Annotated in this window: 23 protein-coding genes; 9 read left to right on the top strand and 14 right to left on the bottom strand. The window is 70.3% G+C overall.

From position 1 onward, the window contains the following. Window position 1: 1 nt before the first annotated feature. The 5 genes from AB0950_RS24425 to AB0950_RS24405 form a co-directional block, all read right to left on the bottom strand. On the bottom strand, window positions 2-697 hold the full coding sequence (locus AB0950_RS24425; protein ID WP_360572420.1) for a phosphonatase-like hydrolase: 696 nt from the start codon (window positions 695-697) through the stop codon (window positions 2-4). A gap of 7 nt (window positions 698-704) precedes the next feature. After that, window positions 705-1829, bottom strand: a complete 1125-nt coding sequence (locus tag AB0950_RS24420; RefSeq protein ID WP_366779394.1) for a TIGR03364 family FAD-dependent oxidoreductase — start codon at window positions 1827-1829, stop codon at window positions 705-707. A gap of 131 nt (window positions 1830-1960) precedes the next feature. Then, entirely contained in the window at window positions 1961-2716 is a 756-nt protein-coding gene (locus AB0950_RS24415; protein ID WP_360145285.1) for a GntR family transcriptional regulator, read from the bottom strand. 70 nt (window positions 2717-2786) lie between these two features. Beyond that, window positions 2787-3644, bottom strand: coding sequence for a hypothetical protein (locus tag AB0950_RS24410; protein WP_360572424.1), 858 nt, complete (start codon window positions 3642-3644; stop codon window positions 2787-2789). A gap of 123 nt (window positions 3645-3767) precedes the next feature. After that, on the bottom strand, window positions 3768-4139 hold the full coding sequence (locus AB0950_RS24405; RefSeq protein ID WP_366779393.1) for a hypothetical protein: 372 nt from the start codon (window positions 4137-4139) through the stop codon (window positions 3768-3770). Window positions 4140-4254: 115 nt separating this feature from the next. On the opposite strand from AB0950_RS24405, the gene AB0950_RS24400 reads away from it, so the two are divergent. Continuing rightward, the gene (locus AB0950_RS24400; protein WP_360572426.1) at window positions 4255-4668 is read left to right on the top strand and encodes a VOC family protein; all 414 of its coding nucleotides are present in this window, start codon (window positions 4255-4257) and stop codon (window positions 4666-4668) included. A 141-nt stretch (window positions 4669-4809) separates the two neighbouring features. Here the strand turns inward: AB0950_RS24400 and AB0950_RS24395 are convergent, their stop codons facing one another. Then, complete coding sequence (locus AB0950_RS24395; RefSeq protein ID WP_360145297.1) at window positions 4810-5952, bottom strand: ROK family transcriptional regulator; 1143 nt, start codon at window positions 5950-5952, stop codon at window positions 4810-4812. A gap of 225 nt (window positions 5953-6177) precedes the next feature. Between AB0950_RS24395 and AB0950_RS24390 the strand changes: the two genes are divergently transcribed. From AB0950_RS24390 to AB0950_RS24380, 3 genes are all read left to right on the top strand, one after another. Next, window positions 6178-7257 carry a Gfo/Idh/MocA family oxidoreductase gene (locus tag AB0950_RS24390; protein ID WP_360145300.1) on the top strand — a complete coding sequence of 360 codons (1080 nt, stop codon included), beginning with the start codon at window positions 6178-6180 and terminating at the stop codon, window positions 7255-7257. Then, window positions 7257-7769, top strand: coding sequence for a heme-degrading domain-containing protein (locus AB0950_RS24385; RefSeq protein WP_366779392.1), 513 nt, complete (start codon window positions 7257-7259; stop codon window positions 7767-7769). Before AB0950_RS24390 ends, AB0950_RS24385 begins: the two co-directional genes overlap by 1 nt. Window positions 7770-7880: 111 nt before the next feature. After that, window positions 7881-8753 (top strand): LLM class F420-dependent oxidoreductase, encoded by an 873-nt coding sequence (locus tag AB0950_RS24380; protein WP_360145306.1) that lies wholly within the window; start codon window positions 7881-7883, stop codon window positions 8751-8753. Window positions 8754-8864: 111 nt separating this feature from the next. Here the strand turns inward: AB0950_RS24380 and AB0950_RS24375 are convergent, their stop codons facing one another. The 3 genes from AB0950_RS24375 to AB0950_RS24365 all read right to left on the bottom strand — a co-directional run bounded on the left by AB0950_RS24375 (window position 8865) and on the right by AB0950_RS24365 (window position 10986). After that, window positions 8865-9722: a fumarylacetoacetate hydrolase family protein gene (locus tag AB0950_RS24375; protein ID WP_366779391.1), complete on the bottom strand. Its 858-nt coding sequence runs from the start codon at window positions 9720-9722 to the stop codon at window positions 8865-8867. Between the two features lie 128 nt (window positions 9723-9850). Further along, window positions 9851-10585, bottom strand: coding sequence for a YidC/Oxa1 family membrane protein insertase (locus tag AB0950_RS24370; RefSeq protein ID WP_360145312.1), 735 nt, complete (start codon window positions 10583-10585; stop codon window positions 9851-9853). Between the two features lie 89 nt (window positions 10586-10674). Continuing rightward, window positions 10675-10986 (bottom strand): DUF6412 domain-containing protein, encoded by a 312-nt coding sequence (locus AB0950_RS24365; RefSeq protein WP_360145315.1) that lies wholly within the window; start codon window positions 10984-10986, stop codon window positions 10675-10677. A 91-nt stretch (window positions 10987-11077) separates the two neighbouring features. Here AB0950_RS24365 and AB0950_RS24360 point away from each other — a divergent pair, with 91 nt between their 5' ends. Further along, window positions 11078-11911, top strand: a complete 834-nt coding sequence (locus AB0950_RS24360; RefSeq protein ID WP_360145318.1) for a serine hydrolase domain-containing protein — start codon at window positions 11078-11080, stop codon at window positions 11909-11911. Between the two features lie 4 nt (window positions 11912-11915). Here the strand turns inward: AB0950_RS24360 and AB0950_RS24355 are convergent, their stop codons facing one another. Then, window positions 11916-12443, bottom strand: coding sequence for a helix-turn-helix domain-containing protein (locus tag AB0950_RS24355; protein WP_360145321.1), 528 nt, complete (start codon window positions 12441-12443; stop codon window positions 11916-11918). Window positions 12444-12590: 147 nt separating this feature from the next. Here AB0950_RS24355 and AB0950_RS24350 point away from each other — a divergent pair, with 147 nt between their 5' ends. From AB0950_RS24350 to AB0950_RS24340, 3 genes are all read left to right on the top strand, one after another. Continuing rightward, a complete protein-coding gene (locus AB0950_RS24350) occupies window positions 12591-13997 on the top strand; it encodes an MFS transporter (protein WP_366779390.1) in 1407 nt (468 codons plus the stop codon). 243 nt (window positions 13998-14240) lie between these two features. Continuing rightward, a complete protein-coding gene (locus tag AB0950_RS24345; protein ID WP_366779389.1) occupies window positions 14241-15716 on the top strand; it encodes a beta-1,6-galactanase in 1476 nt (491 codons plus the stop codon). 70 nt (window positions 15717-15786) lie between these two features. Continuing rightward, window positions 15787-16797, top strand: coding sequence for an SEC-C domain-containing protein (locus tag AB0950_RS24340; RefSeq protein WP_360572446.1), 1011 nt, complete (start codon window positions 15787-15789; stop codon window positions 16795-16797). A 102-nt stretch (window positions 16798-16899) separates the two neighbouring features. Here the strand turns inward: AB0950_RS24340 and AB0950_RS24335 are convergent, their stop codons facing one another. The 3 genes from AB0950_RS24335 to AB0950_RS24325 are packed head-to-tail and all read right to left on the bottom strand — an operon-like array spanning window position 16900 to window position 19030. Beyond that, window positions 16900-17133, bottom strand: coding sequence for a hypothetical protein (locus AB0950_RS24335; RefSeq protein ID WP_360572448.1), 234 nt, complete (start codon window positions 17131-17133; stop codon window positions 16900-16902). A 60-nt stretch (window positions 17134-17193) separates the two neighbouring features. Further along, window positions 17194-17787 (bottom strand): HEPN domain-containing protein, encoded by a 594-nt coding sequence (locus tag AB0950_RS24330; RefSeq protein ID WP_366779388.1) that lies wholly within the window; start codon window positions 17785-17787, stop codon window positions 17194-17196. A gap of 31 nt (window positions 17788-17818) precedes the next feature. After that, the gene (locus AB0950_RS24325) at window positions 17819-19030 is read right to left on the bottom strand and encodes a DUF262 domain-containing protein (protein WP_360572452.1); all 1212 of its coding nucleotides are present in this window, start codon (window positions 19028-19030) and stop codon (window positions 17819-17821) included. A gap of 191 nt (window positions 19031-19221) precedes the next feature. On the opposite strand from AB0950_RS24325, the gene AB0950_RS24320 reads away from it, so the two are divergent. Next, window positions 19222-19884 carry an HAD family hydrolase gene (locus AB0950_RS24320; RefSeq protein WP_360572454.1) on the top strand — a complete coding sequence of 221 codons (663 nt, stop codon included), beginning with the start codon at window positions 19222-19224 and terminating at the stop codon, window positions 19882-19884. On the opposite strand, the gene AB0950_RS24315 is transcribed toward AB0950_RS24320, so the two are convergent. Beyond that, on the bottom strand, window positions 19865-21142 hold the full coding sequence (locus AB0950_RS24315) for a transcriptional regulator (RefSeq protein WP_360572457.1): 1278 nt from the start codon (window positions 21140-21142) through the stop codon (window positions 19865-19867). The two genes, AB0950_RS24320 and AB0950_RS24315, sit on opposite strands and share 20 nt — an antisense overlap. Window positions 21143-21635: the final 493 nt, after the last annotated feature.

Here is a 21635-nt window from a genome sequence, read left to right as displayed (position 1 = left end):
CTCACCGGTCTCCCAGCAGCGCGGGCAGGTCGGCTGCGGAGTCGAGGACGTGGGTGGCGCCGGCGGTGCGGAACTGCTCGTCGCCGTGGGCGCCGGTGCGCACCCCGGCGACCAGCCCGGCCCCGGCGCGTACGCCGCTGAGCACGTCGTACGAGGTGTCCCCGACGACGGCGACCTGCCGGACGTCCTCGGCGGCCTTGGTGCGCACGAACGCCTCAAGGACCATGTCCGGGTACGGCCGCCCGCGCCCGCCGGCGTCGGCCGGGCACAGGGTGAGCGGGACGAGGTCCCGCCAGCCGAGGGCGTTGAGGACGGCGTCCTGGGTGACGCGGGCGAATCCGGTGGTCAGCACGACGGTACGGCCGCTGCCGGCGAGCTTCTCGATGGCCTCGCGGGCGCCGGGGACCGGGGCGATCAGCCCGGCGTCGACCAGGTCGCCGTACGCCTTCTCGAAGGCGGTGTTGGCGCGCCGGGCGCGGTCCTCGTCGCCGAACAGGTGCCGGAAGACGGAGATCTTGGACTCGCCCATGGTGGCGCGGACGTAGGCGAGGTGCTCGGCGTGCTGAGCCGAGCCGGGCTCGACGCCCAGCTCGCGGGCCGCCGCCTCGAAGGCGCGCTCGACCAGGCCGCCGTCGGCGACGGTCGTGCCGGCCATGTCCAGGACGACGAGCCGGATGTCGGTGGGGACGGGGGTCATGGGGTGCTCACCAGTCCAGTTCGTTCGCGGTGGTCTCGGCTATCGCGGGGGCGCAGGTCATGCCGCGCCCGCCGGGCCCGGTGACCAGCCACACCCCCTCGCTCACCTGCTGGCGGTGCACCACCCGGCCGGGGTCGGTGACCTGCGCGTACACGCCCGCCCAGCGGCGCCGGACGCGCGGCAGCGGCCGGCCGAGGAGGGACTCCACGACGCCGGTGAGGTGCTCGTACGGCTCCTCGACGGTGTCGAAGGCGAAGGGGTGCTCGTATGCGTGGGTGTCGCCGATGGTCAGTCCGCCGTCGGCGCGCTGCACCATGAGCAGCTGCATCCGGTGCGCGGCGGCGGTCTCCGGCTGCGGCTGCCGGGCGTTGAGCTCGTCCAGCGCCGGGGAGGCGTAGGCCGGGTAGTAGCGGAAGCTGTCGGCGTCGGCCACCGAGGTCGGCAGTGGCTCGCCCAGCGGGTCGGTCTGCATCATCTGCAGCCGGACGCGGCGCACGGGCAGGTCCGGTCCGGCGAGTTCGCGGACCAGTCCGCCGAGCCAGGCGCCGGTGCACAGCACGACCGCGTCGGCCCGGTGCACGTCGCCGTGGTCGTCCCGGACGGTTCCGGGACCGGTGACCTCGCGCACCTCGCGGCCGGGCAGGAAGGTGTAGTCCGGGGACTTCGACAGCTCGGCGCGCAGCGCGAGTTGGGCGGTACGGGGTTCGACGGCCGCGTCCCGCTCGCAGTACAGGGCTGCGGTGAAGTCACCCCGCAGGGCGGGGTTGAGGGCGCGGGCCTCGCTGGGGATGAGCAGCTTGTAGCCGCGGTCGCCGGCGTCCGCGCGGGCCACGGCGGCCTCGGCGACGGCCAGCTCCAGGGGGCCCCGTACGGGGGTGAGGGAGCCGTTCGCCCGGAAGCCCAGCGCCGGGACCCGCGCGCCGATCTCCTCCCACAGCTCCCGCGCCCGCAGCGCGGTCGCCAGCTCTTCTCCGCCGGCGCGGCCGCTCACCCAGATCTGCCCGAAGTTGCGCAGCGAGGCGCCGCGCGCCTCGGCCTCGCGCTCGATCTGGACGACCTGGTGGCCGCGCTGTAGTGCCTGCCAGGCGTGCAAGGTGCCCACCACGCCTGCTCCGACGACTGTCACTTTCACGACGTCCACGCTCCTCGCGATCGGGTAACCGGAGACATCCGGCTGTCAACGAGAGCCTGAACGACCCATCACGTTTGGGCTAGACCCGTTATCTTTCCGTGATAATCGAGCGGGTCGATGAGGGCCTTTTCTCAGCCTTTGAGGTGGGCGGTGAAGGAGAACCGGTCTCCCCGGTACAGCGAGCGCACACGCTCCAGGGGGCGGCCCTCGGTGTCCCTCGAGACGCGGTGGATCAGCAGCATCGGCAGGGCGGGCGGGGTGCCGATGAGCAGGGCCTCGCGGGGCGTGGCCAGCACGGTCTCGATCCGCTCGTCGGCGTCGCCGAAGGCGATGCCCTGGGCGGCGAGATAGCCGTAGAAGGAGGAGTCGGGGTCGAAGTCGGAGTCCAGCCGGGGCAACCGGGCCACGGCGACGTACGTGCTCTCCAGGCCGACCCGCTCCTCGTCGGCGAGCAGCACGCGCTCCAGGTGCCAGACGGGCTCGCCCCGGGTGAGCCCCGTTTCGGCGGCGAGGGCGTCCGGGCAGGGGAAGCGGTCCAGGGCGACGAGCGAACGGCCGGGCGTACGGCCCTGCCGCCGCACGCCCTCGGTGTAGCTGGCGAGGGACAGCGGCTGGGCGAGCTTGGGCCCGGCGACCACGGTCCCGCGCCCCTTGCGCCGCAGTCGCCCTTCCAGCACCAGCTCCCGTACGGCCTGCCGCACGGTCTCCCGGGCGACGTCGTACCGCTCGGCGAGGTCCCGTTCGGTGGGGATGACGCTGCCCTCCCCCAGCTCCTCCAGCAGGGCGGCGATCCGCGCCTTCACCGCGTAGTACTTGGGGATGCGCCCGTGCTCGGGAATGCCGGAGCGGACGGGGGCGCCGGGGGCCTGGTCGTTCGGGTAGTCCACGCAGGGATCGTCGCAGACGGCACGGGGGGTCTCGTACGCCCCTGGCTCAGCGGTGTCATGCGCCCTCCGCTCAGCGGCGCCTGCGGGCCAGGAGCAGCGCCCCGCAGACCACGGCGAGGAGCGCCCCGCCGGCCGCGAGCAACCCGTGGGCGAGGCCCGGTCCGGTGTCCGCCAGCTCACGGGCCCGCTCGGCGGCCTCCGCCGCGTCCGCGGCGAACGGCAGGGAGGGCCCGGGGCTGGAGGTGCCGGTACCGGTGCCGGTGCTGGGCGTGGCCTGCGGGCTGCCGGACGGCCTCGGCTCTTCGCTCTTCCCGGTCGCGTCCGGCTGCGGCGGCGGCTCGTCGCCGTACGGGCCGATCGCGAACCGGTACGCGTTGGACTCGCCGACCCAGTCGCCGTCGTCGCCCCGGCGCTGGACGACGGCCGCGTTGACGGTGACCTGGTCGGAGGGGGTGTCGGAGGGAAGCGCGAGCCTGAGCTTGACGCTGACGGTCTTGCCGGGCGGTACGGCGAACCCCTCGAACCCGGCGCCGTCGAGCACGCCGACCAGCTCCTGCTCGTCGGTGCTCTCGAACGTCACCGGCAGGGGCCGAGCGCCGTCGTAGAACTCCAGCTGGGGCTGGTCGGGGCGCAGCGCGTGCTTGTCGTCGACGAGGACGACCACCGGGTGGATGCCGGTGCAGGTCTCGCCGGCCGTGTTGGTGAGGTCGAGGTACCAGGTGCCGTATCCGCCGCCCGCCTCGTAGGACGGCGGACCGCCCCGGATCCGGGCGGCCAGCGGGAAGGCCCGCGCGTCCGCGCCCGCACACGCGGGCGGCGGGGCGGCCGACGCGGCGGCCGGCGCGGTGGTGACGACCACGACGACGGACGCGGACGCGGCGGCCGCGGCGAGCCGGAGCGACGGAGGCAGGGGTGGCGGCAGTCTCATGAACACATGAGCATGCCGGTCGGCCGGCTCGCCGTGGCCCGCCACTCCGGCAGGGGGCGGGAAGTCCGCTCGATCAGCGGGATGGGGGCGGGATGGCTCGTGACGGTGTGCCGGTGAAGCAGGTCAGCTGGTGACGGTGACGTCCACCGTGACCACGTTGTCCGGATCGGAGGCGCAGGCCATGTAGATGTGCTGCACGCCCGGGCGCGTGTTCCGCTCGATCCCGGCGACCCCGACCAGCACACCCTTCTTCGTCGGCCTCAGCTGGGTGGTGCGGATGGGGGTGCGTTCCGAGGTGTGCGCGCCGACCTGCTCGCCTTCGGCCCGGCCGCCCTCGGCGGGATCACTGCATCCCCTGAGCGTGAGGGAGACGGTCTGGCCGGGCTTCACCTTCGCGGGACTGACGGTGCCGGCCGGGGAGGCGGCGGCCGTCCCGGCGAGGGCGACGACGCTGACGCCGACGAGGGTGGCGGTGGTGATGCGGGAGCAGCGCATACTCACTCCTCACCGCGCCGCGAGGCGCTTGATGCGATTGGATGCGCTTGATTCAGTCGATGCTGTTGGTTCCATTGTGGGCACAGGTATGGATCCGTGTCGAAGGAGCGGTGGGATGAGGATCGAGTCGTCGCAGAAGATCACCACGTTTCTGATGTTCGAGGGCAACGCCGAGGCCGCGATGACCTTCTACACCTCGCTCTTCGACGACGCCGAGATCGTGCACATCACCCGCTACGGCGCCGACGGGCCCGGCAAGGAGGGCAGCGTGCAGCACGCGACGTTCTCGCTCGCCGGTCAGCAGTTCATGTGCATCGACAGCCCCGCGCAGCACGAGTTCACCTTCACGCCGGCGATCTCGCTCTTCGTCCAGTGCGACGACGAGGCCGAGATCGACCGCCTCCACACCGCCCTCTCCGACGAGGGCACCGAACTGATGCCCCTGGGCAACTACGGCTTCAGCCCCAAGTTCAGCTGGGTCAACGACCGCTTCGGGGTGTCGTGGCAGCTGAACCTGCCGGGGGCGTGAACCGAGCGCCTACCCATCGGGTCGTCCGGGACCGTGCGCGGCTGCGGGCCCCCTGTGGCTGGTCGCGCAGTTCCCCGCGCCCCTTACGGGGCGCTGCAGTGCCGCCGGCTTCATGACCCGCCGCCGCAGCACAGCACACCGTCACGCCTCCCCCCTCCCGAACACCGGCGCCAGCAACAGCTGCGCCGCCCCCTCCACCACCACCCGCTCCCCCCGCGGAGCGCACCGCACCGGCACCGCCCCGCCCGTCGCCCCCTCCCGCCGGGCCCGGGCGTCGAGGACCTCCCCGACCCCCCGGACGAACACCTCCGGCGCTCCGGCGACGGTCCGCCCACCCAGCAGCACCGCGTCGATGTCCAGCAGCCCGACCAGGTTCGCGGCCCCCACCCCGAGCACCCGCGCCGCCTCCGCCGCCTCCCCGCGCCGTACCGCGTCCAGGCACAGCGCCTCCACGCACCCCCGGTCCCCGCACTCGCACACCGGCCCGTCCAGCTGGATCACCTGGTGCCCGAACTCCCCCGCCCCGGTCCGCGCCCCCCGGTGCACCCGCCCGCCGATCACCAGCCCGGCACCGAGCCCCGTACCGAGATGCAGATACGCGAAGGACCCACCGGTACCCCCCTCGCCGCCCACCGACAGCCCGAGCGCCGCGGCGTTGGTGTCCTTGTCCACCACGACCGGCACCCCCAGCCGCTCCCCGAGCGCGTCCCGCAGCGGGAACCCGTCCCACTCGGGAAACCCGGTCACCCGGTGCAGCACCCCGCGCGCATGATCGAGCGGCCCCGGCACCGCCACCCCCACCCCGAGCAGCGTCCCGGCGCCGGAAAGCCCCGGGCCGTCGCAGCCCAGGCTCTCCCGCACCACCGTCTCCACCGCGTCCCCGACCACCGCCGGTACGGCGTCCACGCCGGCCCCGAGCCCCAGCTCGGCCCGCCGCTCGCCCACCACGGCCCCGTCGAGATCGACCAGCACCACCCGCAGCTCGTCCCGGTCCAGATGCACCCCCACCGCGTGCCCGGCCTCCGGTACCAGCCGCAGCACGGTCCGCGGCTTGCCCCCGGTCGACGCCCGCCGCCCGGCCTCCGCCGCGAACCCCTCCTCCCGCAGCCGCGCGGTGATCTTGCTGACGGCCTGCGGGGTCAGCCCCGTACGCTCGGCCAGTTCCAGCCGGCTGATCCCCTCGGCCCCGGCGTCCCGCAGCAACCCCAGCACCAGCGCGGCGTTATGACTCCGCACCGCCCCCAGATTCGCCCCCGCACGCCCCGCGGCCTGACCACGCCCCATCCCCGCTCCCGACGCGGACCCGACCCGACCCCCCGGCCCGGACCGCGACCCCACCCCGGCCTCGTCCCCGGACCTCACCCCGCCCCCAGCCCCCGGCCGCCCCATGCCCGGCCCCGAAGCGGACTGCGCCCCCATCTCCGCACCCGACCCCGTACTCGCCCTGTTCACGCCACCCATTCTCCCCACCACTTGCACTTTGGCAACAGCGTTGCGAAAGTGGACGGCATGACAGGACGCACGACTGCCACCCCCCTCCGCGTCGGCCTGATCGGCTACGGCCTCGCCGGCTCCGTCTTCCACGCCCCGCTGATCGCCGCGACCGACGGGCTCGCCCTCGACACGGTGGTCACCTCCAGCCCGGAGCGGCAGCGGCAGGCCCGCGCCGAGTTCCCGGACGTGCGGCCGGCCGCCACCGCCGAGGAGCTGTTCGACCGCGCGGACGAGCTGGACCTGGTCGTCGTCGCCTCCCCGAACAAGACGCACGTACCGCTCGCCGCCACCGCCCTGAAGGCGGGCCTGCCGGTCGTCGTCGACAAGCCGCTCGCGGGTACGGCGGCCGAGGCCCGCGACCTCGCCGCCCTCGCCGAGGAGCGCGGTCTGCTCCTGTCCGTCTTCCAGAACCGCCGCTGGGACAACGACTTCCTGACCCTGCGCAAGCTGATCTCCCAGGGCGACCTGGGTGACGTATGGCGCTTCGAGTCCCGCTTCGAGCGCTGGCGCCCCCAGCTCAAGGGCGGCTGGCGCGAGTCCGGCGACCCGGCAGAGATCGGAGGTCTGCTGTACGACCTCGGCAGCCATGTCGTCGACCAGGCGCTGGTCCTCTTCGGCCCGGTCACCGAGGTGTACGCCGAGACGGACGTCCGCCGCCCCGGCGCCGAGACCGACGACGACACCTTCATCGCGCTCACCCACGCCGGCGGCGTCCGCTCCCACCTCTACGTCTCCGCGACGACCGCCCAGCTCGGCCCCCGTTTCCGGGTGCTCGGCTCCCGGGCGGGCTATGTGAAGTACGGCCTCGATCCGCAGGAGGCCGCGCTGCGCGAGGGCCTGCGCCCCGGCCCGCAGTGGGGCGCGGAGCCGGAGTCCCTGTACGGCCGTATCGGCGCCGGGGAGTCCCCGCTGACCGGCGGCGGCACCGCCGTCCCGACCGTCCCCGGCGACTACCCCGCCTACTACGCGGCCGTCGCCCGCGCCCTGACCGGCGCCGGCCCCAACCCGGTGACCGCCCTGGAGGCGGCCGCCGCCCTCGACGTACTGGAAGCGGCCCGCACGTCGGCCCGAGACAAGGTGACGGTGACCCTCTGATGCCCCACCAGCAGCACCATCCGCAGCTCACGCCCAGGTCCACCCCCGAACTCACGCCGTCCGTCGAGGAGCTGGAGGCGCAGGAACGCCGCCTGGTCTTCCGGCAGTTCACCTACGACGACGCCTGGGCCCTCGGTTCGCTCCTGGTGGAGCTGGCCCGGGAGCGGCAGGCCCCGGTGGCCGTCGACATCCACCGGGCCGGCCAGCAGCTCTTCCACGCGGCCCTGCCGGGCTCCACCCCGGACAACGACGCCTGGATCGCCCGCAAGCGCCGGGTCGTCGAGCGCTACGGCGCCTCTTCCTACCTGGTCGGCGCCCGCTTCCGCGCCAAGGGCACGACGTTCGAGGACTCCTCCCGCCTCGACCCGGACGTCTATGCGGCGCACGGCGGCTCGTTCCCGGTCACCGTGGAGAACGTGGGCGTCATCGGCGCGGTCACGGTCTCCGGCCTGCCCCAGCTCCAGGACCACCGGTTCGTCGTGGAGGCGCTGGAACAGTTCCTCAAGGTGTGACCACCGCCGGTTCTGAAGGTGTGACACCCGCCGGGATTACGTGAGGGATCCCTCCGGTTGGGAATGGCTGCAGACGTCGACGATCACGGCCCCACCCGGAGGGACGGCCCCATGAGCACCCTGAGCACCTTGAAGGACAGGATCGGCCGGTACGGCGTCTGGAGCGTCGGACTGCGCGCCGAGGACCCCGCGCTGCGGGGCGAACTGGCGGAAGCGGCGGCCGAGTTGGAGCAGCTCGGCTACGGCGCCGTATGGCTGGGCGGCAGCAGCGCCGCCCGGCACGCCGTACCGCTCCTCGAGGCGACCCGCACCCTCACCGTCGGCACCAGCATCCAGAGCATCTGGGACTACGACGCCGAGACCAGCGCCGCGTCCTTCGCCGAGGTGGACGCGGCCCACCCCGGCCGCTTCCTGCTCGGCCTCGGCGTGAGCCACGCCAAGCTCGCCGACCAGTACCGCCGGCCGTACTCGGCCCTGGTGGCCTACCTCGACGCCCTCGACACGGCCGGCGTCCCCGCGGACCGCCGTGTCCTGGCCGCCCTCGGCCCCAAGACGCTCGAGCTGGCCCGCGACCGGGCGGCGGGCGCGGTGCCGTACCTGGTCACCGCGGAGCACACCGCCCAGGCGCGCGAGATCCTCGGCCCGGACCCGCTGCTCGCCCCCGAGCTGAAGGTGATCCTGGAGACCGACCCGTCCCGCGCCCGCACCCTCGCCCGCGGGACCCTCGCGATGTACCTCGCCCTGCCGAACTACACCAACAACTTCCTGCGCCTGGGCTTCACCGAGGACGACCTGACGAACGGCGGCAGCGACCACCTGGTCGACGCGGTCTTCGCCTGGGGCGACGAGACCCGGATCCGGGACCGCATCAACACCTTCCACGAGGCGGGCGCGGACCACGTGGCCCTCCAGGTCGTCACAGGCGGTGACAGGGACACTCTGCCGAGGGAGGAGTGGCGCAGGCTCGCTTCTCTCCTGGGGTGAGCGGAAACGCCCTTCAGGGGCGCGGGGCTGTGTCGGATGTGCGGCTCCGCCGCGCGGGCGTGAGAAACCGCGACGGACCCGCACCCGCCGCACTCACGCAGCCCCACCCCCTCAGACGTCTTTCAACTCCTGGCGTTGCCGACCCAGCCCCGCGATCTCCAGCTCCACCACATCCCCGGCCCGCAGATACGGCTTGGGCTCGGGCTGTCCCATCGCCACCCCCGCCGGCGTCCCCGTGTTGATGACATCCCCGGGGTACAGCGTCATGAACTGGCTGACGTACCGCACGACTTCGCCGACCGGGAAGATCTGCTCGGCCGTCGTGCCGTTCTGCTTCAGCTCGCCGTTGACCCACAGCTTCAGCGACAGACTCTGCGGATCCGGAACCTCGTCCGCCGTGACCAGCCACGGGCCCAGGGGATTGAAGGTCTCGCAGTTCTTGCCCTTGTCCCAGGTCCCGCCGCGCTCGATCTGGAACTCCCGCTCGGACACGTCGTGCGCCACCGCGTACCCGGCGACGTGCGCGAGCCCTTCTTCGGCGGAGCCGAGGTAGCGGGCCGTCCGTCCGATGACGACCGCCAGTTCCACTTCCCAGTCGGTCTTGGCCGACCCCCTCGGGACGAGCACCGTGTCGTTGGGCCCGACGACCGTGTCCGGCGCCTTGAAGAAGACGACCGGCTCGCCGGGCGGCTCGGCGCCCGTCTCGCGGGCGTGGTCGTGGTAGTTGAGCCCGATGCACACGATCTTCCCGATGCGGGCCAGCGGCGGCCCGATCCGCAGTCCGGTCGCGTCCAGCGCGGGCAGCTCGCCGGACTCGGCCGCCGCCCGTACCCGGCCGAGCGCGCCGTCGTCGGCGAGGAGCGCGCCGTCGATGTCGTCCACGAGGCCCGACAGGTCCCTCAGGGTCCCCTCGGCGTCGAGCAGCGCGGGCCGCTCGGCCCCTGCCGTACCGACTCGCAGCAGCTTCATGGTCACAATCTCCCTCGATCGCGGACGCCCGGACCGATGGGTGCAGCCATCGGAGGACTGGTCGATCCTCCAATCCGCCGGTCCACTAGGCAAGACCCTGTTCACGTACTGGACCGTAACCCGGCCCTCTACCGGTACAGCACGGCCCGCTCGACCGCGCTCCACGCCGTGCTGGTGACGACGTAGAGCGCGGCGGCCAGCGGGACGACCGCCACGGTGACGAGCGTGAAGAAGGACATGAACGGCATGGCCTTGGTGACCGCGCCGAGCCCCGGCACCTGCTCGCCACCCCCGGCGCCCACCGCGACCGGGTTGTCCGCCGTCATCCGCTGGGTGCGGCGGTAGTTGAAGGTGGCGACGGCCGCGACGACGGCGAAGAGCCCGAGGTAGACCAGCCCGGCCGGGCCGAACACCCCGCCGCCGGCGAGGGCGTCGGCCCAGCGCCCGCCGAGCGGTGCCGCGAACAGCCGGTGGGCGAGCAGGCCGTTGCTCGCGCCGCCGATCGTGGTGCTGGAGAAGAGGTGGTAGAGCAGGAAGAAGGCGGGCATCTGGAGCAGGCTGGGCAGGCAGCCGGACAGCGGCGAGACGCGTTCCTCGGCGTGCAGTTCGAGCACCGCCTGCTGCAGCCGGCGCGGATCCTCGGCGTGCTTCCGGCGCAGCTCGGCGACGCGCGGCTGGAGTTCGGCGCGGGCCCGCTGGCCGCGGGCGGCGGCGCGGGACAGCGGGTGGACGAGGAGTCGTACGAGCGCGGTGAACAGGACGATCGCGGCGGCGGCCGCGGAGGCGTGGAAGAGCGGCTGGAGCAGGTCGGCGAGGCGCTCGACCAGGTGGGCGAAAACGGAGAAGACAGGGAAGACGGACATGGGTGAGCCCTCCGGGGGTCTCGTCGTGCCGGAATGACGCAGAACGGCATGACGACCCGCGCGGGGTCACCTACGGGAGTGCGGGTGCCCTACGCGGCGGTCGCCGGAAGGCCCTGTCCGGGCGCCCTGGGCCGGCGCCGGCCGGGCGCGTCGGGATCGCGCTGCGGCAGGAAGGCCGTACGCCGGGCCCGGTCGCGGATCGCCGTGCGCACCCGGGTGGGCGGTACGGCGGGCGCGGTGCGGGCGGCCATCAACAGGCAGGCGGCGAAGGCGGCCCCGGCCGCCGTGGTCGCGGCGAGCGCGACGGTCGCGGAGAGGTTGCCGGCGTCGAGCAGCAGGACCGGCAGGAGCAGGAGCAGCAGCGGGGCGAGCGCACGCGACCGCGCGAGACGTCGGACCACCTGTCTCCCCCTCCCCACGGCCTCAACCACCCAGGCCTGCTTGCCCTCTCTCTCCTTGTATACCTGATGGCAGACACGCGAAGGGCCCCGCATGCCGCACATCCCCACCTGCGTCCTCACCGACGCCCGCCCCGCCCGCGTCACCGACGGCCACGCCGTGGACCGGTTCGTGGAGATCGGCTCCTTCACCAAGGTGCTCACCGGTACGGCGCTCATGCGTATGGCCGCCGCGGGCCTGCTCGACGCCGACGACCCCGTCGAGCGCTGGCTCCCCGCCGCCCCCGGCACCGGCATCACCCTGCGGCACCTGGCCGCGCACACCTCCGGACTGCCGCGCCTGCCACCCGGAGCGGCCCGCCGCCGCGATCCGTACGCCGCGTTCGACGCCGACGCCATGCGCCGGTTGCTGGGCCGCCTTGACTCGGTCGTCATCCGGCCGCCGGGACAGCAGGAGGAGTACTCCAACCTCGGGTACGCCGTGCTGGGCGCCGCGCTGGCCGGGGCGGCCGGTGCGTCGTACGAGGAACTGCTCGCCGAGCACGTGCTGCGGCCGCTGGACGTCCACGAGGTGAGCGCACGGCCCGAGCGGGACCGGCGTCTGCTCGCCCCGGGACTGTTCGGCAGGGGCCGGCGGCCCTGGACCATGGACGGGGCGATCCTTCCGGCGGGCGGACTGTGGGCGACGCCGCGCGCGGTCGCCGATCTCCTCGTCCGGCTGGTGATCGAGCGCCGGCTGGGCGACCCCGCGCCCTCGTGGCAGACGGCCGGCCCGGTCCACTGGCACAACGGCGCGACCCGCCACGCGTCGGTCTTCGCCGCCGCCCGCGCGGACGGCCGCTGGGTGGTCGTCCACCGGCTGGGCGGCGACTCGGACGCCACCGACCAGGCGGGCATCGAGGTGCTCCGGAACGCGGGCGCCGCCTGAGGGGTCAGGCGGGGTCCGTCACCAGCGGCTCCAGCAGCCGTTTCGGCTTCAGCAGGGCCCGGCTGACCGGATCCGCCGGGTCCGGGTCGAGGCCGGGCCCGGGCACCATGACCACGTCCCCGACCGGTACGGCGACCCCGCACGCGGGACATTCGCCGTACGGGCCGAGTTCCGTGCCGCACTCCGCGTGCCGGAAATACCGCAGCCGCGCCTCGCTGAAGTGCTCGCGCCCCCACACGCCGAGGGCGCGCAGGATGGGCCACAGGGCGATGCCGCGTTCGGTGACGACGTACTCGTCGCGCGGCGGCGACTGCTGGTACCGCCGCTTTTCGAGGATGCCCTCGGCGGTCAGGGTCTGCAGCCGGGCGGCGAGGACGGCGCGCGGGATGCCGAGGTGGACCAGGAAGTCGTTGTACCGCCGGACGCCGTACAGCGCGTCGCGGACGACGAGCAGCGTCCAGCGCTCGCCGACGATCTCGAGCGCGCGGGCGATCGAGCACTCCTGCGACGCGTAGTCCTTGCCCAGTGCCATGCCGTCCACTGTAACCACTTTCCGAGCCTAGGTTCACTGACCGAACCATCGATGTTACGGTGGTGCGGTCAGGTCAGTTCAATGACTGAACCATGAACCGCCCTGCCGCTCACCCCGGCCGCAGCCCCCGATGAACAGGACCACGCCATGACCGGGCTCGACTCCTCCACCGCCACCACGCCCGCCGCCACAGCCGTACGAGGCGCCACCACCCGGGACGCCCCCGTCCGCCCCCGGGCCACACTCGCCCTGACCAGCGCGGCCACCGCCGTCACGCTGATGACGTACACCGCCCCGATGGTCACGCTGCCCGGCACCGCGACCGCCCTGCACACCCCGCTCTCCGCCCAGGCCTGGCTGCTGAACGGCACCCCGCTCGGCCTCGCCGCCGTACTGCTGGTCGCCGGCAGCCTCGCCGACGACTACGGCCGCCGCCGGATCTTCCTCGCCGGCACGCTGGCCCTCGGCCTCACCACCGCCCTCGGCGCCCTCTCGACGTCCACCTGGCAGTTCACCCTCGCCCGCATCGCCCAGGGCGCGGCGAGCGCGGCGATCCTCGCGAGCAGCCTCGGCCTGCTGGTCGCCGCCTTCCCGTCCCCGCGCGGCCGGCTGCACGCGACCGGCGTGTGGGGCGCCTTCGTCAGCGGCGGCATCGCGGTGGGCCCCCTGGTCGCGGGCGCGCTGCCGACCTGGCGGGTGGCGTACGGCGTGCTGGGCGCGGCGGCCGTCGTCCTGGCCGCGCTGGGCACCCGCGCGCTCGCCGAATCACGCGCCCCGCGCGGCGGCCGCCCGGACATCCCGGGCGCCCTGGCCTTCGGCCTGGCCCTGGTGGCCCTGGTGGCGGCCCTGACCCTGGGCCGCGACGGCTGGCTGCGCGCCCCGGTCGGACTGCTGCTCGCGGCAGCCGTCCTCCTCCTGGCGCTCTTCGCCGCCGTGGAGCACCGGACGCGTACCCCGATGATCGAGCTGGGCCTGCTGCGCCACGTCCCGTTCCTGGCCTCGGCCGCGGGCGGGCTGTTCACCGGCCTCGCGGTGATCGGCACCTTCAGCTTCCTGCCGGCCCTGCTCCAGCAGGTCCTCCACCTGTCCCCGATCCGGACGGCCTGGCTGCTCCTGCTCTGGTCCGGCCTGAGCTTCCTGGTCGCCCTCCAGGTCAAGCACCTGGCCGGCCGTATCGCCCCGCGCGCACAACTCGCCGTCGGCTTCGCCCTGCACGCCGTCGCCGTCCTGACCATGCTCGGCGCCCTCGCCTCCGGCTCCTGGACCCGGCTGCTGCCCGGTCTGATCATCAGCGGCATCGGCAGCGGCCTGCTCAACGGCGCGCTGCCGCTGCTGGCCGTGGACTCGGTCCCGCGCGAACGGGCCGCGATGGGCTCCGGCGCCCAGCAGACCCTCCGCTACATCGGCTCCTGCGCCGGCGTGGCCCTGACCATCGCCCTCGCCACCTCCTCCCACACCCTGGCGAGCGGCACGAACACCGCCCTGCTGGTGTCGGCAGGGCTGGCACTGGTGGGGGCCGTGCTGGTGGGGGTGCTGCGGGAGCGGCGGCCCTAGCGGGGCCGGACTGAGACGCGGCCGGCCGCCCGGGGAGCGCGTCCGCGAGCCCGGCGCCTCCACCGGAGCCGCCCGCACGGCAGACACACAGACCACAACCGGCCATATCCGCAAGGAAGTCGGGATACGGCAGCTCTTCCTCAACCCATTTTAGAAAGCACTGTCAGAACTCTCGACAACCCCACCCGCCACCCCCATGCTTCCTGCTGCCGAAAGCCGCAACGGAGAAGCGGAGAGCCACCCATGATCCGACGCAGAACCCTGTTGGCAGCAGCGGGCGGCGCCGCCCTGGGCGGCGCCCTGTCCACGGGCACGGCGAGGGCGGACGCGACCATCCCCGTCGACCCGTCCGCCGCCTACGGCACCTGGGAGGGCTGGGGCACCTCGCTGGCCTGGTGGGCGAACATCTTCGGCACCCGGGACGACTTCGCGGACATCTTCTTCACCACGAAGACGACGCCGTACAACGGCACGTCGCTCCCCGGCCTGGGCCTGAACATCGCCCGCTACAACCTCGGCGCGTGCAGCTGGAACAGCGTCAACGGCGAGTCCATGGCCGCCTCCCCGAACATCCCGCGCTTCAAGCAGATCGAGGGCTACTGGCAGGACTGGACGAACGAGGATCCCACGTCGTCGTCCTGGAAGTGGACGGCGGACGCGACGCAGCGCGCGATGCTGGTGAAGGCGACTCAACGGGGCGCGATCAGCGAGCTGTTCGCCAACTCCCCCATGTGGTGGATGTGCCTCGACCACAACCCCTCCGGCGCCTCGGACGGCGGCAACAACCTCCAGTCCTGGAACTACCGTCAGCACGCCTCCCACCTGGCGTCGGTGGCGCTGTACGCCAAGCAGAACTGGGGCGTGACCTTCAGCACGGTGGAGGCCTTCAACGAGCCCTCGTCCTCCTGGTGGACGGCGACCGGCACGCAGGAGGGCTGCCACATGGACGCGACGGTCCAGGCGGCCGTACTGCCCTACCTGCGCAGCGAGTTGGACAAGCGGGGCCTGACGGCGACGAGGATCTCGGCATCCGACGAGACGAGCTACGACCTGGCCCGCACCACCTGGAACTCCTTCTCCTCCACGACCAAGGGGTACGTGGACCGGGTGAACGTCCACGGCTACCAGGGCTCGGGCGGCCGCCGGGACCTGCTCTACACGGACGTCGTCACGACGGCGCGCAAGGCCCTGTGGAACTCCGAGACCGGGGACGGCGACGCCACGGGCCTGACCCTGGCCGGCAACCTGCTGTACGACTTCCGCTGGCTGCACCCGACGGCGTGGGTGTACTGGCAGGTGATGGACCCCAGCGCGGGCTGGGCGACGATCGCGTACGACGCGGGCACCCTGCAGCCGGGAGCGGTCCAGACGAAGTACTACGTACTGGCCCAGTTCACCCGCCACATCCGCCCGGGCATGACGATCCTGGACACCGGGGTCGGCTACGCGACGGCCGCACTGGACAGTACGGCGAAACGCCTGGTGATCGTGGCCGCGAACACCTCCTCCTCGGCCACGACCCTGACCTTCGACCTCTCCCGCTTCTCATCGGTGACCGGCGGCTCGGGCGGCCTGGTCCCCCGCTGGAACACGGTCACGACGGGCGGCTCCGACCTCTACACCCCCCACGCGGACACCCACCTGTCCGGCACAACGCTGTCGCTCCCCTTCGCCCCGAAGTCGATCCAGACACTCCAGGTGGACGGAGTGACGGTCTGAACAAGGCCTCAAGGGGTCCCTGACCTGCACTTACCCCCTTGAGTCAGTGCTCGGCAGTACGGTGTCCCCCATGCGCCCCGACACGCCTGCCGAGAACGTCGACCACACCGCCGAAGCGGCACGCCTGGAGCGGACCGCCGGACTGTATCCCGAGGACGCCGAGGCCCTCCTGCTGCGCGCCGCGGCCCACCTCGAACTGTCCGGCGACCGCCCCGCGGCCACCGCGCTCTACGACCGCCTGCTGTCCTCACCGGACGGCCTGGACAACCCCGCACTGGTCCGCGCCCTGAAGGCCTCCAACCTCTGGGAGTACGACCACGAGGCGGAGGCGAGGGCGATCATCGACGGCATCCGCACGACGGCCCCGCGGGACCCGGCCCCCTGGGTGATCATCGCGGAGTCCCTGGAGTCGCACGACGAGCTGGAGGCGGCGGAGGAGACGTTCACGGAGGCGGCGCGCCTCCTCCTGCCGGCCGAGGAGGAGCCCCCGCCCGCCACCCACCCCCTCCTCTACGGCCGCCACCGCGTCCGCCGCATGCGCGGCCTCCCGCACGACGACTGGGACACCCTGGCGGACACCCTCCACACCTCCCCCGTGCCGCTCGACGAACTCCACGACCCCAAACGCGTCTGGTCCCTCGGCTCGGACAACCCCGCGGAACTGGTCGCGGAGATCTCCCGCCTCCGAGCCGAACTCGGCGCCTACCGCGAGGCCCTCTCCCGCCCGTTCCCGGTGGCAATCCTCCACTGGCCGGCACCGGAGCTGTCGGAACTCCTGTCGGCCTACCCGGCCCTGGCGACGGAGTACCCGTCCCACGAGACCCACTTGGCGACCATAGAGTCGTCCCTCCGCGAACTCTCCGCCTCCGGCACCCCCAACCTGGGCATCGTCACCGGCACGGTGCCGTCGTACGAGGCCTTCGCAGCGTCGGAGGGCTCGTCCCCGACGGACGCGACCCTGCTCCCGCAGTACGCGACGACACTGGCGGCGCGGGGGCGTGCGGTGGCTTGGCCTCCGGGGAGGGGGGCGGAGTGTTGGTGTGGCTCCGGTCGGACTTACGAAGCCTGCCATGGGAAATGACGCCTGAGGCGCGAGTAACTGGGCCTCTAGCACTGCAGGGAGGGTGGGGCGGCCCAATGCGCCCCACCCTGCCCAAGTCCAGTCCTGCTCAGATTCGCCCGATCACAATTCTGGAAAAACTTCCTGGATGATCTGAACGAGTTTACGGGCCCCTTCGACGTCAAGTTGGATGCTCTGGCTGACCTTATCGAGGATCTGCCGTTCGGTAGATCCATAAGTGTCAAGTTGAAGCACACGTCGACCGTCGACAACAAACGACCGGAATCCGCAAGTTACGGGGCCATGCACTCTTTGCACGTCAGCAGAGACCGACTTAAATTCGTCGATCAAGGCCATGGGGGATCCTCCTACATATCACATCGGCGGCAGGAAACGAAAACCGCCGAGAACTGATTCCTACTTCTTGGCCATCTGTTCATCTAGGTCGCGAAACCCTTCGAGAACAAGATTCACGACCTTTATCTCATTCTGCGGATCGGGTTTCACCTGCATCTTGGCGCCCTTATGCGCAGCGTCTCCCCTGGCTGTAGCCCAAGTCTCCGTGGCGCTCAGCCAGGCGGAATCAATCTCCACCTCCTGAACGCCAATTGGCAAAAGCAAGCGCAGAAGATTCTTTTCCTTTATTCCGTGGTTCTGATTTCTCACATACCGATGAAGGTCTGTCCGAGCTGCATCTACTCGCGCTTCCAGCGATGGAAACTTAGCCGGCTTTGCCGCAGCTTCACTTAAAGAGTCAGGTATGGCAGGTGCAGACTCACGGTATGCCACGATCGCCAACAAGCTCGTGGATATCGATCCAGCAACCTTCCACTTCGATACAGCGTGGTCGACGACTTCGATCACGCGATCCTCTATAAAGGATTCGAATTCAGCGTGCGCCAGAACTCTAAACGCTCGCGTGTGCTCATAGACTGACTCTTCGTATGAGCCGGTGGGATCGAATTCCTTCGGCAGAAAGCACTGACGAAGCTCCTCTATCCGCTTCGCCAACTCCTCGAATCGTGAAGACGCCATCTCGCCTCTACGGAATAAGTCGGTTATCACGCAGTTCCGGCACGCGCAGCTTGACGCCGATAGCGTCACCAAGCGCTTCACCCCAGAGGGAAAGACGCCGATGTGTCGCAAGGGGCGTCTTGGTCGTCGTTTGAATCGACTCGACAAATCGCTGATTGGTGTCACAGAGATTGCGAAAGGCCCATTCCACGATCTCTGCGCGAGAGACAGCGGCAGATCGCACGTTGGCGTCAGAGAAGTAGTAGGTCATGACGTCGAACACAGCCCGATTAAAACGTCCTTCATACTTCCCGCCGGCCCAGCGATAGAAGGAGTTGTCGCCGAACACCTTGAACGTCGCCTCAATAGAGCGGTTGCAGTTCTCCCCTACTTGCTTGATCCGTTCCTCTTCTTTTACCCACTGGGCGTTGAGGACATTAACGGTGTCATCGAGAAACTTCTTGAGGTTGCCCGTGTACTCATCCAGGGTGAACTGGAAACCGAAGTACCGTAGAAGTACCTCGACATCCCGCATACGGAAATCGGGCTTGTCAATTCGGAGGGCAGCCCGAAGCCACTCGCTATCCGATGCGCAGTCGTCCAAGAAGTCTGTAAACGGGCCTGGGTGAAGCGCTTGACGAAGTTCCTGCGGTGACAGCTTCACGCTGCCCGTGTTCAAGCGGAGGAACACCAGATTAAGGAAGTCCTCGTTGGGCCAACGACGAACGACGACAGTTCGAATGGTCTCGTTGAGGAGCGAGTTAAGGTCGTCTACGTAGCTGTCGTCGCTCTCCATCTTCTTGAGAGTGACGAGCCTGAGGTCTTCCCGAACCTCAAGCCCGGTGAGCGAGAACCCTTTGAAGTTCTCTTCTTCGGCCGACGCCGCAAAGGACGAACCAGCCGCAAATTGCCTTAGCGCCAGAAGCCGTTGTTTTCCGTCCAAAACGATGAACTTGCCGCGCCGATTCTTATCTTCGGCGAGGACAATCTGAGGAATAGGTAGGCCAAGAATCAACGATTCAATGAAACGACTCTTCCTGGGCTTATTCCAGGCATCTCGCCGCTGAAATCGCGGATTGAGCTGAATGTTGCCACGGCGCAGCTGGCTCAGAATGGTCTCAGCTGTCCAGTCTGTGTCTGTTACAACGGCCCGTGTGACCTCTTCAGACGTGACTGACGCGGCAGTGTCCTCTTCTTCACCGTCTAGGTCGTCCCAGTCAAGCCCGTCGTCGTTTGCCACGCCGCTCCCCACTTCATGGATCCGAACCTGAGGGTGCTACAGGTTTATCAACCGGTCTAGTTTTACAGACTAGATCGCGGATCGGTACCTGCGGGCACTTTTCACACTGAGACGCCGGCGTCATGTTCGATATGCCCCATTAACACCATATGCACCGTGGGGGGGTGGGCAAGTCCGGCTACCCTTCTCCCATGATTCGCGCAGTCGTCTTCGACGTCGGTGAGTGCCTGGTGGACGAGACCCGGGAGTACGGCACCTGGGCGGACTGGCTGGGGGTGCCGCGGCACACGTTTCATGCGATGTTCGGCGCTGTGATCGCTCAGGGGCGGGACTACAGGGACGTCTTCCAGGAGTTCCGGCCGGGGTTCGATCTCTACGAGGAGCGGGAGAAGAGGGCCGTCGCCGGGCAGCCGGAGACGTTCGGGGAAGAGGATCTGTACGCCGATGTTCGCCCGGCGCTAGCACGGCTCCGGGCCGACGGACTGTGGCTCGGCATCGCTGGAAACCAGACCGTGCGTGCCGGGCGGATACTGCGTGGGTTGTTCTCAAGCGACGTTGACCTGATCGGCACCTCTGACGACTGGGGGGCCAGCAAGCCTGACCCTGAGTTCTTCAAGCGGGTCGCCGAGGCTGTGCCGTACGACGTCGGCGAGATCCTTTACGTCGGAGATCGTTGCGACAACGACATCCGCCCGGCACGTCAGGCGGGCATGCCTACGGCACTCATTCATCGCGGCCCCTGGGCGACCATTCAGTGGAACTCCCCTGAGGCGCGTGAGCTACCTACCTTCCGAGTGAGGACTCTGCTCGAGCTGCCGGTAGCGGTCGAAGACTTCAACCGCTCAGCACGCTGAGCGTTGTCGACCAGTCGTACAGCCGGTCGTCGAGGTCACGAACACAGCGCTCGTGTTGGTGCGGCGTCAGCGCGCGGCGGGCCTCTCGAACGCGGTCCATGCCGGTCGCGTACCAGGTGACGGCCAGCTGATCCAGAGCCTTACCCGCATAGTCGCAGGCCTGCTCCGGATTACCCGCGGCCGCTTCCACCGCGGCCAAGTCGCCATAGATCACCGAGCGTTGCTTGTCCTCGGCCGGTGTCATGGCGTCCAGCGCCTGGAGCAGGCTCTCGCGGGCCTGCGGGAGGTGCCCCGCGATCACTTGGGTGTTTCCCTTGAAGGCAGCCAAGCGAGCTGGGGAGAACCAGTCCATCCACTCCGGCGACGGATGTTCGTTACCGGTTGCCAGGACGTCTTCAGCGTGTCCGATCAGGTGCACAGCGGTACGCGTGTTGCCGCACCGGGTTTCGCATTCGGCCTCCACCGCGTCAAGCCAGGCGAGGAATTCGGCTGAGGCCGAAGCCCGCCGGGCGTACGTCCGAGCCGCTGTCATCCGCTCCAAGGCTCCGTCGCGGTCCGCCACCCAGCCAGGTACGAACGCCATGTGCGCGAGAATCGCCGAGCCGAGCAGTGGATCGTCTGCCTCACCCGCGGCCTGTAGTGCCAGGAGAAGGGTGGCATTGGCGGCACCTGGTTCGCGTAGGTCGAAAAACTCGATCCGACCTGCCAGAAGGTACGTCTCCGCCAGCGCTCCCGCGACCTTTTGACGTGTCGAGGCCGAGGTATCTGGGAGCAAGGCGCAACCCAGTCGCGCGTGGGCGACGACGGCGGGGTGGAGTTGGGGCGGAGCGACGGACCAGTAGAGCCTCCGGTGAGCTCGAGTGACCGCCTGGAAGTCGACGCCGGCCGTTGACGGCTGTGGCGCTGCGGCGGCTCGCCGAGGCATAGCTGCCACACCAAGAGCAGCCGCGCCCCCAGCGGCAACGGCGCGCCGCGTGGGCTCCGTGACTCGCGAACTGTCAGCGCCCCAAGGGGGTGTGAATCCGAGTGCCTCCATGCTTTGGCCCAGCAGGTGAACGAGCACTCGCTGACAATCCGGCTGAGGCCAGGGCGGGCTGTCCGACTCCCAGCGGCGGACTTGTCGTACTCCGATCGACAGCCCTCGGAGGCCCATGCTCTCCGCGTGCCTGGTTAGAGCATCTGCCAAGTCCTGCTGGGAGTTGAAGCCAGCGGCTACTCGAGCGGCCTTGAGTCGAACGTTGCCGGTGGGCCTGGACACGTAGACACCTCCTGCTGCGACTCCTTCAACACTCCCATATCTAGTCCTCTCTCAGGCACTGTTTCCCTCACATGGGTCCATACGAGTCCCATTGAGGTCCTCCTTCCGACCTGTTCAAGTCCTAGATCACCTCGCTGAGTTGCTGGAGGCTGAAGCACGTGCTCGAACGGAACCCAGCACGGGAGGTGGCTCATTGGACACGCAAGAGGCCTTGGACAGAGCGATTGACGAAAGGCTCGCCCGTAGCCACCCGTGCATCAGGGAAGGCACGTACCTCGGAGTGCCGCGAGTCGACCAACAACAGCCACCCGACACGTACTGGATCATTCCTCCACGCTTCGCTGCTGACCTGCGCGCGCCGAGATCGATCACCCCTCTTCTGGAGTTGGGGCGCTCCCGACTGGCCGCCGCACTGCTTCGGCCTGATCGCGCGCAGGCAGGAGACACAAAGCTAACTCGGTGCTGGGGGACATGACGTTGCCTGCTGACTACG

The sequence above is a fragment of the Streptomyces sp. NPDC007189 genome, from assembly GCF_040703635.1.
Lineage (GTDB): Bacteria > Actinomycetota > Actinomycetes > Streptomycetales > Streptomycetaceae > Streptomyces.
This window is presented reverse-complemented; position numbering and strand designations above follow the sequence as displayed.

Bases quoted from the DNA above. Each gene is read 5' to 3' on its own strand.
- AB0950_RS24425 (WP_360572420.1), bottom strand. From the start codon at position 697: ATGACCCCCGTCCCCACCGACATCCGGCTCGTCGTCCTGGACATGGCC.
- AB0950_RS24410 (WP_360572424.1), bottom strand. From the start codon at position 3,644: ATGAGACTGCCGCCACCCCTGCCTCCGTCGCTCCGGCTCGCCGCGGCC.
- AB0950_RS24405 (WP_366779393.1), bottom strand. From the start codon at position 4,139: ATGCGCTGCTCCCGCATCACCACCGCCACCCTCGTCGGCGTCAGCGTC.
- AB0950_RS24400 (WP_360572426.1), top strand. From the start codon at position 4,255: ATGAGGATCGAGTCGTCGCAGAAGATCACCACGTTTCTGATGTTCGAG.
- AB0950_RS24395 (WP_360145297.1), bottom strand. From the start codon at position 5,952: ATGGGGCGTGGTCAGGCCGCGGGGCGTGCGGGGGCGAATCTGGGGGCG.
- AB0950_RS24390 (WP_360145300.1), top strand. From the start codon at position 6,178: ATGACAGGACGCACGACTGCCACCCCCCTCCGCGTCGGCCTGATCGGC.
- AB0950_RS24385 (WP_366779392.1), top strand. From the start codon at position 7,257: ATGCCCCACCAGCAGCACCATCCGCAGCTCACGCCCAGGTCCACCCCC.
- AB0950_RS24380 (WP_360145306.1), top strand. From the start codon at position 7,881: ATGAGCACCCTGAGCACCTTGAAGGACAGGATCGGCCGGTACGGCGTC.
- AB0950_RS24375 (WP_366779391.1), bottom strand. From the start codon at position 9,722: ATGAAGCTGCTGCGAGTCGGTACGGCAGGGGCCGAGCGGCCCGCGCTG.
- AB0950_RS24370 (WP_360145312.1), bottom strand. From the start codon at position 10,585: ATGTCCGTCTTCCCTGTCTTCTCCGTTTTCGCCCACCTGGTCGAGCGC.
- AB0950_RS24360 (WP_360145318.1), top strand. From the start codon at position 11,078: ATGCCGCACATCCCCACCTGCGTCCTCACCGACGCCCGCCCCGCCCGC.
- AB0950_RS24355 (WP_360145321.1), bottom strand. From the start codon at position 12,443: ATGGCACTGGGCAAGGACTACGCGTCGCAGGAGTGCTCGATCGCCCGC.
- AB0950_RS24350 (WP_366779390.1), top strand. From the start codon at position 12,591: ATGACCGGGCTCGACTCCTCCACCGCCACCACGCCCGCCGCCACAGCC.
- AB0950_RS24345 (WP_366779389.1), top strand. From the start codon at position 14,241: ATGATCCGACGCAGAACCCTGTTGGCAGCAGCGGGCGGCGCCGCCCTG.
- AB0950_RS24340 (WP_360572446.1), top strand. From the start codon at position 15,787: ATGCGCCCCGACACGCCTGCCGAGAACGTCGACCACACCGCCGAAGCG.
- AB0950_RS24335 (WP_360572448.1), bottom strand. From the start codon at position 17,133: ATGGCCTTGATCGACGAATTTAAGTCGGTCTCTGCTGACGTGCAAAGA.
- AB0950_RS24320 (WP_360572454.1), top strand. From the start codon at position 19,222: ATGATTCGCGCAGTCGTCTTCGACGTCGGTGAGTGCCTGGTGGACGAG.